We start from the raw sequence: 12,455 nt of genomic DNA on the forward strand, positions 1-12,455 counted from the left end.
CTGAATGTAAACACACTTTTTCTATTTTTACAAAATATACATAAAAACTCATCTTTACAACAGATATAAACATCTGATATTATTACCTGGTACTTAATATTATTCTATGTGAATTATAGATAAATAATTTAAAACACGATATAAATCTCCAGTTAGTGAAAGGAGTATCCTTTTTGCAAACAAATATACATTCTGAAAAGGAAACAATTATTTTTATTCATGGATTAGTTGGCAATCGTCGCGCCTTCAAAAAGGAGCAAAAACGATTTTCTGCCTCCTACAACATTATAACTTATGACTTATTAGGTCACGGTGATGATAAAGGAGAAGCAATCGACTTTTCATTACAACGTCTCGTAGATCAATTATTAAACTTATATGAACAAGAAGGTATTAAAAAAGCTCATATTTGTGCGCTAAGTTACGGCTGTTACATCTCTACAATTTTTGCACAAATGCATCCAGAAAAAGTATTAAGTATTTGTCATATTGGAGGACATTACAATAACCCTTCTCGCTTATATAGCGTATTCCAAAATTTTTGGGAGAAGCGAGGGGATGAATACTCTAAATGGCTCTCTCAATACGCAAATACTATTTTTCCAAGTGGTATACTAAAAGCAAATCCGTTTGCAGTCATTTCAAGAAATATTTACTACCGTTTCGGATTACAATTACATTCATCCATTATTGCCCAGTCATTACGACATCGGTTAGAATTCGATTTAAAGTCTAAATTAAAATCACTTCCTCACCCTATACTATGGGTAATGGGAGAGCATGATCATCTCTATAAATCTTGTCTATTTGATTTGAAATCTATTTTACCTAACGTTCTATATAAGGAAATACCTTTAGCAGGACATGCAGCGAACTTATTTCGTCCTAACTATTTCCATGACTTATATGATCGATTTTTAAATGGAAATTTAAAATAAAAACTATTAAACTTCCAATTTATACAACTATAAAAAGGCTTCCCAAGTTTCCTTGGAAAGCCTTTTCTCTATACGAAAAGTATATAAAACTACTTTTTCTTAGTATGCTTTTGTGTAACCTAATAGGTGCTTGCTCCAGTAAGAGTTACTTACAGAACTAATACGTACACCAGTTGCATCTGTTTCTGCACTAATGAACTGACCGTTTCCTAAGTAAACACCCATGTGAGAAGGACCTGATTTATAAGTATTTTGGAAGTATACTAAATCACCTGGTTGTGGATTGCTAGTTTTTGTTTTAGAGCTCCAGTATCCAGCAACTGTTTGACGAGCGCCTTTATGACCAGTTTGATTTAATACGTAGTGAATGAATCCACTGCAGTCAAAACCATCAGGTGTTGTACCAGCAGTTCTGTATGGTGAATCCTTTAAAGATCTAGCGAATCCAGCGATTGAAGATGTATCTCCACCTGTTGTTGGTTTTTGTACGTCTTTACCTGGTTGTTGAACGTTATTTGTAACGTTATTGTTATTTGTAACGTTGTTTACTCCGCCTTTTACAAACTTAACGAAGTCTGCACTTACGTAACCCGTGCGGCCGTTATGGTTAATTTTGTACCAGCCATTTTCAGCGCCAGTAACGTTTAGTACTTTACCATTTGTTACTCCACCGATTACAGCGTTGTATGTAGCTGGGCCTGTACGTACTTTTAAAGCACCAGTGTTAACAACATAAGAACCACCAGTTTGAACTGTTGTAGTATTGTTGTTTGTAGTTGGTTGTTGTGTTTCGTTAGATACAGCAGAACCACCTTTTGTTACGAAGTCTTTGCTTACGTATCCAGTTCCACCATTGAAGTTGATTTTAAACCAATCTTGTACTTCACCTACAACTTGTACTGTTTTACCTTTGTTTACAGAACCTAATACTGTATGAGATGTACTTGGGCCTGTACGTACGTTAAGTGAAGAAACGTTTACTGTGTAAGTACCTGTTCCTTGTTGAACAGTCGTTCCTGTTTTGCCACCAGTCGTTACGAAGTCACCACTTACATAACCTGTTTGACCATTTACGTTTACTTTGAACCAACCGTTTTCTTGTCCAACTACTTGTAGCACTTGACCTGATTTCACTTTAGAAATAACGTTATGTCCTGTACCAGCACCTGAACGAACATTTAATACATCAGCAGTTACTGTGTATTTTAATTCAGAAGTTGTTTCTACAGTTTTTGTTTCAGTTACAGTCGTTTGAGTTTGAGTTTGTCCATTAATTTCTTTTAGCGCTTCATTTGAAACTTGTGCATGAGCAGAATCCATTCCTGGAACTGCAACGCCAGCTACAGAAGCTGCTGCTAAACCTGCAATTACTTTTTTCATAAGTTGTCTTTACTTCCTTTCCCTACTATCCTCTTAAAAAAAACTTAAAACTTTAATACTTTACAATATTATCAAAGTAAAATATTCATCCAGTTCCATTTTTTAGCAAGAGTTTTATTTTTCACACAGAGTTCATTTTAAATGAACAAAGTGAAATCCGTGTGAACTTCATGTGAACTTTATCATTAATTATAGTGTTTTTGCAATGATTTTTTCAAATTTCTTATATATCGCATGAAAATTCGACATTTCATTTAATATCTCAATATAAAACATCCCTTTTCTATCTTCTATAAAAAATTCTATTAACCTAATACAAACCACATTATGTATTTCCTTATAAAGCTCCTTACATGAAGTATACTTTCATCATGACAAAAATCACTCTATTTATCAATAGTATAATATTTTTAGAAAACTAAATTTCTATACTATCTACAATTTTGAAATAATTTGACGAATTGTAAGATTTATTTCACAAAAACCATTTCTCCTTTAAAGAAAACACACATCATACCAACTGTTCTATTTTTCTAACCATGGAATTTATAGGATATTTATAGTATTATATACACATCTAAATAAATTGAAATTTTAGCGAACTGATATTTTTTCATTCCCTTATAAAGTAAAACTTTAACCAATAGGGCTTTTATCCATCCCCAATGATTATTAGAGTCCTCACCACTCGGACTTCCCATTCATGCCGAGTTTTATTGAAATAAAAAGAGGAGGCATATTTGTGAGAAATATAATAGATGATCCAATACAAAAAAATATAGAGCTATACTATGCTTTTATTCAATTCGTTTCAATGATAACATTACAAAAAGTATCAGCTATTGAAATACGTAAAAATGAATTAAAAAATCAGATGAAAAATGCTGGACAAAAAAACCCTTATTACGTATAAAAAAGGTGAACAGGTTATATTCCTGTTCACCTTTTATCAAATTATTTTATTTATAAATTTTCACACGGTTTTCTAACGGTTGGAATTCTTTTTCACCAGCATGTACTACCGGTTTACCAAATGGCATTTGCGCAGTGAGCTTCCAATTTACTGGAACATCCCACTCTTTTCTCACTTCTTCATCAATTAGCGGATTGTAATGCTGCAACGTAGCACCAAACCCTTCAATTTCTAAAGCTGTCCAAATTGCAAATTGTAACATTCCTGATGATTGCTGAGACCAAGTTGGGAAATTATCTTTATATAATGCAAAGTTTGCTTGAAGGCCTTCCACAACTTCACTGTCTTCAAAATATAAAACCGTTCCATAACCACTTTTAAATGCATTCATTTTTTCTTCAGTAGGTGCAAAGTTATTTTCAGGTACAATTTTTCTTAATGTTTCTTTCGTAATATCCCATAATTTATCATGTTGTTCTCCTAATAAAACAACAACGCGAGCACTTTGAGAATTAAAAGCTGAAGGTGTATGTTTTACAGCATGATAAATCACTTCTTGAATTTTTTCATCAGAAACTACTTGCTCTTTACTAATTGCATAAATAGATCTTCTGTCTTCAATTGCTGAGTAAAAATCTTTTGCCATCATAATTCCCTCCAATTTTCAATTGAGGCTATTTCATATGTATATGTCATATTACGCCCCTCAAACTTATTATTAATAAGCTTATAACTTTATAATATCACAGCAACAAATAAACTCAAATGATAACACTTGTATTTAGAATCTTTTTCCTTTTTAAAGTTAAAATAAAAAGACCGTTTGTTGTTATCTAAAATTAGTAACAACAAACAGTCTTACTTATGTAGCGATCTAGATTCGTATTTTACTTACTTAATTAACTAATCCAAATGCATACGACATTAACTTATTTGTCTCTGTAAAACGTTTTGTTTTACTTGATGTCCCCATGACCACTGTAATAATTCGATTATCACCTTGCTTTGCAGTCCCCGTAAAACAGTATCCTGCGCTATCTGTAAATCCAGTCTTTAGTCCGTCCATTCCTTCTATATATAAACTTTTATTATTTTTATTTAACATGTCGTTTGTGCTTATAACATTAATATTATTAAATGCTAGCTGACTTTGACGTAAATGAGTCACTTCTAATATTTCCGGATAATCTTTTATAAGATGATACGCCAATTGTGCTACATCACCAGCCGTCATTTTTGTTTCACTTCCATCTGGCTCTTGTAATCCAGAAGCATTTGCAAATTTAGCATGTTCCGACATTTTTAACTGTTTCGCTTTTGCATCCATAAGCTGAACGAAATCTTTCTCCGATTTTGCCATATGTTCTGCTAAAGCCACAGCTGAATTATTAGCTGACTCAATCATTAATGCATGATATAAATCTTTAACAGTTAATGTGTCATTAACTTGTACTGGGATTCTCGCTCCCTCTGTTTGTGCCGCCTTCGCACTCATTTTAACTGGATCTTCCCAGCGAACTTTCCCGTTATGTATACTCTCTAGTAGGAGATACGCTGTCATCATCTTAGACATACTAGCCGGTGCAAAAGCTTCATTTTCATTATATTGATAAATAATATCTCCATCACTCGCATCGATAATCATAGCCGCTTTTGCGTTAATTTCTGGTGGGATGTACTTTGGCGGGACTACTTTTTCAGTAAATCCTGCTTTAGGTAGTTCTGCCACTTGCAAAGGTTGTCCTTCTACATTCGCTACGCTCTTTTGATTTCCTTGGAATAAGAACCAACATATCCCTAAAATAATGACTAATAGGACTGTCATCCTTCCCCATTTTAACCGATTCATTTCAAAACTCCTTTAGCAAACCTTTTATACACTCACATTTAACCTTAACAACAATTCCTTTATACAGTCAAGGTAAAAAGTATATTTATTCATATACAGGAATTATTATTTTAATTTGTTTATGTTACACTTATAATACTGAAATATAAGAATATTCAACAATAAAATCTTGTAAATAAACTATTTAATAGAAGGGATTCATACAAATGCTACTTCCAAAATCATTAAAATATGGAGACACAATTGGGATCTACTCCCCTTCTTCACCAGTAACCTACACTTCTCCAAAAAGATTTGAACGAGCAAAATCTTACTTTCAACAGAAAGGGTTTCGTATATTAGAAGGTTCATTAACAGGTCGATATGATTTTTATCGTTCTGGTAGTATACAAGAGCGTGCTGATGAACTAAATGCCTTGATAAGAAACCCTAATATTTCTTGTATTATGTCAACAATTGGTGGGATGAATTCAAATTCAATATTACCTTATATTGATTATGACGCTTTTCTAAATAACCCTAAAATAATGATTGGATATTCAGATGCAACTGCTTTATTACTAGGAATTTATGCTAAAACAGGAATCCCTACATTTTATGGGCCCGCTCTCGTCCCTTCCTTTGGCGAATTTGAACCTTTTGTTAACTGCACATACAAATATTTTGCAGAAACTTTACTACATGATCAATCTCTTCCTTATCATATAAAACAACCATTATTTTGGTCAGATGAATTTATTAATTGGGAAGAAAAGACGAAGGAGAAAGAACTTCGACCAAACAATTGGATTTCAGTAATTGAAGGAAAAGCTACTGGGCGTATTATTGGCGGGAATTTAAACACGATACAAGGAATTTGGGCTAGCCCCTATATGCCACATATTCAAGAAGGCGATATTCTCTTTATTGAGGACAGTTCAAAAGATGCAGCTACTATCGAAAGAAGCTTTTCATTCCTTAAAATTAACGGTGTATTTGATAAAATTTCAGGTATCATTCTTGGAAAACATGAGCAATTTGATGATTGTGGTACAAATCGAAAACCTTTTGAAATACTGTTGGAAGTACTTCAAAATCAAAAAATTCCTTTTCTAGCTGACTTCGATTGTTGTCATACACATCCAATGATTACTATACCTTTCGGTGTTCAAGTAGAGTTGGATGCAACAAATAAAACGATACATATTGTAGAATCTTGGAAAAAATGAATGCATGGCTTCTATTGTTTTACAATAAAAGCCATGATACTATATAATTTGGAATGTGAAAGATTAAACAAAATATATTTCTATATCTATCATTAAAAAAACAGATATAAATAGATATTTATATGTAAAAGAGAGTGAATAAATGAAACCAACTATTAAAAATTATGTATTTTTACATGTAGCTTTTTTGATATATTCTATCATTATGGTTTACATGAAATGGGCAGCTCAATTTCCAATTGCTTCAATCTCATTTTTTGTTGCTTATTTCGGACTAGTTATACTTTTATTCGGATATGCAATTTTATGGCAACAAGTAATTAAACATTTCGAAATTTCAAAAGCATATTCACATCGAGGGATTATTATACTATGGTCAATGCTTTGGTCAGTATTTCTATTTGGAGATACAATTCAGTGGAATCATTTACTTGGTGCAGCTATTATTATCGTCGGAATTGTGGTGGTGACAAAAGATGAATAGTTATATGCTATTGTTTATTTTCGGGATAATTTTAGCAAATTACTCACAAATATTATTAAAAAAAGCTACTTTACAACAATACGATTCTAGAATAAAAGAATATGTGAATCCTTATGTTATTATCGGTTACTCTTTATTTGTACTTAATGCTGGATTAAATGTAATCGCCATGAAGGGCATGGAATTAAAACAAGCATCAGCATTAGAATCCTTAAGTTATATCATCATATTAATTTTCGGTTGGTATTTCCTAGGGGAAAAAATAACGAAACGTAAACTCATCGGCAACATGATTATTATCGTTGGTGTAATCGTTTATTGTATCCAATAACAAAAAGCTCCGTTTGTTACAAACGGAGCTTTTTGTTATTGACCTAAATTTTGCACCTTATCTTTCAAATCACGAACTTGATCTATCGTCTGCATGAGCTCTGAGTTTTTAAATTGCTCTACGTCCATTTTTCCTTCCTCTATCTTTTTCATAGACGTATCAATTAACGAATTTAGCTTTTCATTATATCCAACGATTTGTTGATGAAGATCCTTCGCTACATCTGGTGGCGTTAATTCATTGAAAGCTGGTATATCTTGTTTAATTTCATTCAGCTTCGTTTCTAATTCTTTTCGAGCTGTCCCATCGTTAATAGCTTTCTCTGCTAATGCCGGTGCTTCATTTGCAAATGCGCTTATTTCATTTACATAGTCTGTCGCCTTTTGAGCATAATCTATGGAGTTCTTTCCTTCCTCCACTATTGAACATCCCATTAAACCAATTGAAACTATAAATACTAATAAAATTGATTTTATTTTCATTTCAGACTCCCTTCGTCTTTATAATTGTCTATAATTTTCTCTATCATAACTTCTAGCTAAATTGCTTACAACCTTTTTCAAATAGCTATTTATACTCTTACATGCCCTATTATTGTTACAACATCTATTTCTATATGTACGCTTATAATATCTTCAATTATATCCATATATCCTTGTCCTATAGCTGCTCCATAGTGTAATGTAATCCCCTTCTTTTCATACACTGACTGTGGCACTGAAAAAATAAATCTCCTCAAGTTTCTTTCATCAGCTGGTTCCATAATTAAAACAATCCCATCCTCATCAAACATATACGCTCGCCCTCCAACTTTACATTCACTATGGCTCAGTATTGCCTTGGTCAGCAAAATTTAAAACATAATAAGTTAAGATACACTCTGCTCTATCATAAAGTGAAACTTTAATCAGCTCCCACCTAATTTCTTTGCTTTCGCTGAATTTTGAGGTGAAGTCTTACTGCCCGGCAAATAGCGAGATAAAAATAAAAAGCATTCATTCTTTTTTATTAAGAATGAATGCTTTTTAAAAAATCAATTTCCAACTCTAGCATCTTTTTTTGACGAGGTTTTACTTTCCTTACGGGAACTCCAGCGTAAATATACCAATCATCTAAACTCTCTTTTACCATACTCATCGCGCCGACTGCCGTACCTTCTCCTACAGTTACATTTGGAAAAATAATAGAATTAGCACCAATAATCACATGTTTTTTAAAAATAACTTTTCCTACTTTCACATTCCTATATTGATTCGGGACGGTTGGCCCCATTAATGTATTTCCACTGAAATCATCAAGTACTGCATATACGATTGTTTTAGCTGAAATGTTTGCAAAGTCATGCATTTCAATCCCAATTTCCCCTCCATATAACGCTGTATACGCCGAGATGTGCGAATAACTTCCAATTGTGATTTTACCACTTAAAATGCAAAAATCATCAATTCTTACATGATTGCCAACTGATATAGCACTCGGATTATATATACTTGCTTTTTTACTAACCAATACATTTTTCCCAACAGATAAAAATCCAATTTTCTTTAGTTCTTCTTGACTATAAAAACTATTCATCTACCGACACCACCTTCTGCTCTAAACAGATTACAATTTGCTCTACTAGTTCTTTCGTCATTCCTTCCCATAAAGGTAAACTTACGATTCGTTTTGCTATTTTATTCGTTTTTGTTAAATCTGTAGACTTATAGTTTTTAAAAAGAACTTGTTGGTGGCAAGATGGTGAAAAGTATAATCTAGCTTCTATTTTCTGTTTTTTCAGTTCTTCTATTACTTGTATGTTGCGAACTTCTTCTGGACAAATGATAGGCATAAATTGGTGAATAACTGCTTCTGTCTTTTGGACTTTCCACCCTTTTTTCATTAACCCAGTATTTTGTAACAACTGTTTATACCATTCAGAAATACGGGTGCGTTCTTTTAATTTTTGATCCCACTTTTTTATAGTCGCAATCCCAATAGCTGCTGCGTATTCAGACATTTTACAATTAAACCCCATCATCGTGCATTCACGATTTTTATCAAATCCGAAATTCCCCATTCTTTTAATACGTTGTATATCTTCTTCGTTTTTACTATATATGAGCCCTCCTTCACCAATTCCGAACGGCTTTGTTGCATGAAAGCTATATACGATCATTCCACTAAAATCTTGACCGTAATGCATCCCTCCATTCATTAATCCAAATCCCGGCGCCGCATCTACGACAACCGGAATCCCCTTCTTCTCTAATTCTTCATATTCTTCTAAGTTCATCCATGATCCAAAGGTGGCGTACGGGACAACAATCGCAACCTCTTCTTTTAATTCTTCTATCTTATCCAAAAGTACCGTTTTATCCATATACCAATCATCTATTGAAATATCAATAAAGTAAGGTTCCAATCCACACCAAATAGCGGCTAAGGCAGTCGCAGGGAATGTAAAGCTAGGCATGAGAGCATACTTTCCCTTTCTTCTTTTCTTTAGTTGAATAGCCGCCATTAACCCTAACGTTGCGTTTGCTACTGTTGTAACAGCTCCCCTGTTTTGAAAAAACGCTGACATAATTGTTTCCTCAAAACGTTGATTTATAGGTCCATAATTCGTATATATGTGAGATGTATCAATTTCCTTCAATTCGTCCAAATACTCACTTACAGGTACAGTTGAAGCACGTAAAAAAGGAATATTCTCCATATCTATCTATTCCTTCCTATCATTTTCGGACAATATAGAGCATATCTGTTTCAGATAATCCAAATTTCCTAGCACTTTTCATTCCTTGTTTTTCCGCTATGTTATATAATTCTACCTTAAATCCTGCATTCATTAATCGTTGAATAAATCCCGATTGATTATAAATTCTCACATGATCTTCTTGACCAAAAGCTAGTTTCCTCAATTGTGGTGTTACAATTAATTCATTCTCTACAATAAAATCTACATTCATTACGATTGGTACTTGAATAATTCCCCATCCATTTGGCTTTAACACTCTATATAACTCTCGCATTGCTTTGTCATCATCAGGAACGTGTTCTAACACATGACTACATAATATTACATCAAAAGTATTACTATCATATGTAATCCTTGTAACATCAATTTCCTTCATTAATGGATCCTTTGGTTCTAAGTCACCACATACATACGTAATATTTTTATACTCGTTAAACCAATCTCTTAACTTCGCTTCAGGTGCAATATGAAGCATTGTATAGTTTCTATTTAACAAGTCCGTTTCCGTTTCAATGTACGCACGATACAATCTTTCACGATCCATCGAATTACAAACTGGACATATCCCTGTATCTTTATTCCACATCTCAAATTTATATTTCGGAAAATCATAATGTGCTGGCCAAGGTGAAAATTTTTCAAATTGTTGATTGCAATATTGACAATAACAAGATTCTTTCTCGAACATATGAGCAACTAACTTGTTTAATCCTTTTTTTATCTTTTCATTATAAATTTGATCTAGTTCGCCATTTCTTACTGCATCCTTAACTATAAATCCTGCATTTTCTAAACAATAAGATAAACTCTCTTTATACTCACTTTCGGAACTTAAAAATCCACTATTATATGCATCTATAATTAATTCAACCCACTCTTCAATTGTCATTAAAATAAAATGCATTTGTTTTTGATTTTGTCCACTATGTTGTCTAAAATAACTAAGAGGTTCTTGTATATAAACTACTTTTCCTTTCCTCATCATATCTAGCCAAGTTGCAATGTCATTAATAGCAGAATAAGCCTTTCCTTTAAAATATCCAAACTTCCCGTCAAACAAATTCCGATTAAACAAAACAGTTGTCGGCTCACCAACTACATTTTTCAAGTTTTTTAACATATAATTCCCTAATTCTTTTCCTTCAAAAAGTGTAGTTTCTTTCGCGATTTTCATATTTAATGTTGAAGGTGGTAATATCTCTCCATTCTCATCAATCAGTTCACGATATGACGTCACAAATGAAATATTTTCTAACGTCAAAAAGTATTGCATCATTCTCTCGATCTTTTCATGATGAAATAAATCATCATCTAATAAAAAGTTTATATAGTTCCCATCCGCAAGTTCTACACACTTATTAAAGTTTTCGGCAACTAACGGCGTTTCATTTTTAACATATGTAATACACTCATATTCACGTAAGTACGGTTGAATCATAGCATTGACTTCATTATTTGTACTGTCGTCAGAAATAATAATTTCTATATTTTCATATGTTTGATTCAGAGCACTGTTGAGCGCTAATTCCAAGTAATAAGGTCTATTGTACGCAGGAATAAGTATACTTACTTTCGGTAAAGAAGAATTATTATTTATATGTTGTTTTTTCTTTTCTATGTTTATTTTCTTCGCTCTAATTTTTTGGTAATAGTCTAATGTATATAATATGGATGATGGAACTATCCTTCTTGCATAATCTAGAAAATTAGTTACCGCTTTGTCTAACTCTTTTTCGGTGGATAAGAAACCATATTGTTCTCCTGCTATAATACTGTGTGAAAAATCTTCTAACCCATCCATCATTTTATTAGATTCATTTAACTGTTGATCTGGATGTAATCGAAAGTAACTAAGTGTTTCTGCTATATATACTGCTTTTCCTTTACTTAATAAAGATAACCATGAAGCTATATCTACGTTACATAAATACCGCCTCTTATCAAAAATCCCATACGGTTCTTGCAAATCATTTTTACGAAATAAAACTGTTGTCGGTTCTCCAATATAATTTTTTTGATCCACAATTACCTTATTTCCTAATTCTGTCCCCTCTATAATCGTATCCTCTTCAAATAAACGGACAGTTGAATAAATATGTCGTAGTTCTTTCCCTTTATCATCAATTACTTGACGATGAGATGTTACTAGCTTAATTTCATTATCTAGATCATTGAAAAAGTACTTCATCATCTTTTCAATTTTATTCACATGAAATATATCATCATCCATTAAAAAATTTATATACTCACCATTCGCTTCATGAAATAACATTAACGCATTTTCAAACTGTCCGAGAGTTGATCTGTTTTTTATATAAATAATATTTGAATGATTACATAAATATTTTTGTAACATCTTTTCTGTTTCGTCATTCGTGCTGTCATCTCCAACTATAATTTCTATATTAGGGTACGTTTGTTCTAACACACTACATAAAGCCTTTTCAAAGTAGTGAGGACGATTATACGTAGGAATTAATACACTTACCAATGGAAGTTGCTCTACCACCTCTTCAGTTCTTTCAATACGAGTTCTCATTTTAACTCTCTCACCTCTTCGCATACTATTTATATACGCGACACAAAAATCACATTACTTTAACTGTATGGAG

At 32.7% G+C, this 12,455-nt stretch carries 13 protein-coding genes; 5 read left to right on the forward strand and 8 right to left on the reverse strand.

All coding sequences use genetic code 11. The annotated features are described in order from the left end of the window. Positions 1-173 precede the first annotated feature (173 nt). On the forward strand, positions 174-938 hold the full coding sequence (locus tag ACS2FK_RS15335) for an alpha/beta fold hydrolase (protein WP_023521720.1): 765 nt from the start codon (positions 174-176) through the stop codon (positions 936-938). A gap of 99 nt (positions 939-1,037) precedes the next feature. Here ACS2FK_RS15335 and entFM read toward each other — a convergent pair whose 3' ends face one another. Next, positions 1,038-2,318, reverse strand: a complete 1,281-nt coding sequence (gene entFM, locus ACS2FK_RS15340) for an enterotoxin EntFM (protein WP_063547084.1) — start codon at positions 2,316-2,318, stop codon at positions 1,038-1,040. Positions 2,319-3,060: 742 nt separating this feature from the next. Here entFM and ACS2FK_RS15345 point away from each other — a divergent pair. Beyond that, positions 3,061-3,231 (forward strand): hypothetical protein, encoded by a 171-nt coding sequence (locus ACS2FK_RS15345; RefSeq protein WP_063547083.1) that lies wholly within the window; start codon positions 3,061-3,063, stop codon positions 3,229-3,231. Positions 3,232-3,277: 46 nt separating this feature from the next. Here the strand turns inward: ACS2FK_RS15345 and ACS2FK_RS15350 are convergent, their stop codons facing one another. Together ACS2FK_RS15350 and ACS2FK_RS15355 are read right to left on the reverse strand one after the other, a co-directional pair. Next, entirely contained in the window at positions 3,278-3,880 is a 603-nt protein-coding gene (locus ACS2FK_RS15350) for a nitroreductase family protein (protein ID WP_172794252.1), read from the reverse strand. A 246-nt stretch (positions 3,881-4,126) separates the two neighbouring features. Next, positions 4,127-5,080, reverse strand: coding sequence for a D-alanyl-D-alanine carboxypeptidase family protein (locus tag ACS2FK_RS15355; protein WP_001080881.1), 954 nt, complete (start codon positions 5,078-5,080; stop codon positions 4,127-4,129). 206 nt (positions 5,081-5,286) lie between these two features. On the opposite strand from ACS2FK_RS15355, the gene ACS2FK_RS15360 reads away from it, so the two are divergent. The 3 genes from ACS2FK_RS15360 (at position 5,287) to ACS2FK_RS15370 (ending at position 7,103) form a co-directional block, all read left to right on the forward strand. Continuing rightward, a complete protein-coding gene (locus ACS2FK_RS15360) occupies positions 5,287-6,288 on the forward strand; it encodes a S66 family peptidase (RefSeq protein ID WP_063547082.1) in 1,002 nt (333 codons plus the stop codon). A 142-nt stretch (positions 6,289-6,430) separates the two neighbouring features. Further along, positions 6,431-6,772 (forward strand): EamA family transporter, encoded by a 342-nt coding sequence (locus ACS2FK_RS15365; RefSeq protein WP_000805130.1) that lies wholly within the window; start codon positions 6,431-6,433, stop codon positions 6,770-6,772. Beyond that, a complete protein-coding gene (locus ACS2FK_RS15370) occupies positions 6,765-7,103 on the forward strand; it encodes an EamA family transporter (protein WP_001089874.1) in 339 nt (112 codons plus the stop codon). Before ACS2FK_RS15365 ends, ACS2FK_RS15370 begins: the two co-directional genes overlap by 8 nt. A gap of 35 nt (positions 7,104-7,138) precedes the next feature. Here the strand turns inward: ACS2FK_RS15370 and ACS2FK_RS15375 are convergent, their stop codons facing one another. The 5 genes from ACS2FK_RS15375 to ACS2FK_RS15395 all read right to left on the reverse strand — a co-directional run bounded on the left by ACS2FK_RS15375 (position 7,139) and on the right by ACS2FK_RS15395 (position 12,382). After that, positions 7,139-7,585, reverse strand: coding sequence for a DUF6376 family protein (locus ACS2FK_RS15375; RefSeq protein WP_000695205.1), 447 nt, complete (start codon positions 7,583-7,585; stop codon positions 7,139-7,141). 89 nt (positions 7,586-7,674) lie between these two features. Continuing rightward, entirely contained in the window at positions 7,675-7,896 is a 222-nt protein-coding gene (locus tag ACS2FK_RS15380) for a hypothetical protein (RefSeq protein ID WP_000459105.1), read from the reverse strand. A 215-nt stretch (positions 7,897-8,111) separates the two neighbouring features. Then, positions 8,112-8,678 (reverse strand): acyltransferase, encoded by a 567-nt coding sequence (locus tag ACS2FK_RS15385; protein WP_001084183.1) that lies wholly within the window; start codon positions 8,676-8,678, stop codon positions 8,112-8,114. Continuing rightward, positions 8,671-9,801 (reverse strand): DegT/DnrJ/EryC1/StrS aminotransferase family protein, encoded by a 1,131-nt coding sequence (locus ACS2FK_RS15390; protein WP_000427961.1) that lies wholly within the window; start codon positions 9,799-9,801, stop codon positions 8,671-8,673. The genes ACS2FK_RS15385 and ACS2FK_RS15390 overlap by 8 nt, the downstream gene beginning before the upstream one ends. Positions 9,802-9,820: 19 nt before the next feature. Continuing rightward, positions 9,821-12,382, reverse strand: coding sequence for a glycosyltransferase (locus ACS2FK_RS15395; RefSeq protein ID WP_063547081.1), 2,562 nt, complete (start codon positions 12,380-12,382; stop codon positions 9,821-9,823). Positions 12,383-12,455: the final 73 nt, after the last annotated feature.

This window comes from Bacillus cereus group sp. BceL220 (genome assembly GCF_051776965.1).
GTDB lineage: Bacteria > Bacillota > Bacilli > Bacillales > Bacillaceae_G > Bacillus_A > Bacillus_A cereus.

Excerpts from the sequence above, each read along its gene's own strand:
- entFM (WP_063547084.1), bottom strand. The coding sequence starts at position 2,318 with ATGAAAAAAGTAATTGCAGGTTTAGCAGCAGCTTCTGTAGCTGGCGTT.
- ACS2FK_RS15350 (WP_172794252.1), bottom strand. The coding sequence starts at position 3,880 with ATGATGGCAAAAGATTTTTACTCAGCAATTGAAGACAGAAGATCTATT.
- ACS2FK_RS15355 (WP_001080881.1), bottom strand. The coding sequence starts at position 5,080 with ATGAATCGGTTAAAATGGGGAAGGATGACAGTCCTATTAGTCATTATT.
- ACS2FK_RS15360 (WP_063547082.1), top strand. The coding sequence starts at position 5,287 with ATGCTACTTCCAAAATCATTAAAATATGGAGACACAATTGGGATCTAC.
- ACS2FK_RS15365 (WP_000805130.1), top strand. The coding sequence starts at position 6,431 with ATGAAACCAACTATTAAAAATTATGTATTTTTACATGTAGCTTTTTTG.
- ACS2FK_RS15370 (WP_001089874.1), top strand. The coding sequence starts at position 6,765 with ATGAATAGTTATATGCTATTGTTTATTTTCGGGATAATTTTAGCAAAT.
- ACS2FK_RS15375 (WP_000695205.1), bottom strand. The coding sequence starts at position 7,585 with ATGAAAATAAAATCAATTTTATTAGTATTTATAGTTTCAATTGGTTTA.
- ACS2FK_RS15380 (WP_000459105.1), bottom strand. The coding sequence starts at position 7,896 with ATGTTTGATGAGGATGGGATTGTTTTAATTATGGAACCAGCTGATGAA.
- ACS2FK_RS15385 (WP_001084183.1), bottom strand. The coding sequence starts at position 8,678 with ATGAATAGTTTTTATAGTCAAGAAGAACTAAAGAAAATTGGATTTTTA.
- ACS2FK_RS15390 (WP_000427961.1), bottom strand. The coding sequence starts at position 9,801 with ATGGAGAATATTCCTTTTTTACGTGCTTCAACTGTACCTGTAAGTGAG.
- ACS2FK_RS15395 (WP_063547081.1), bottom strand. The coding sequence starts at position 12,382 with ATGAGAACTCGTATTGAAAGAACTGAAGAGGTGGTAGAGCAACTTCCA.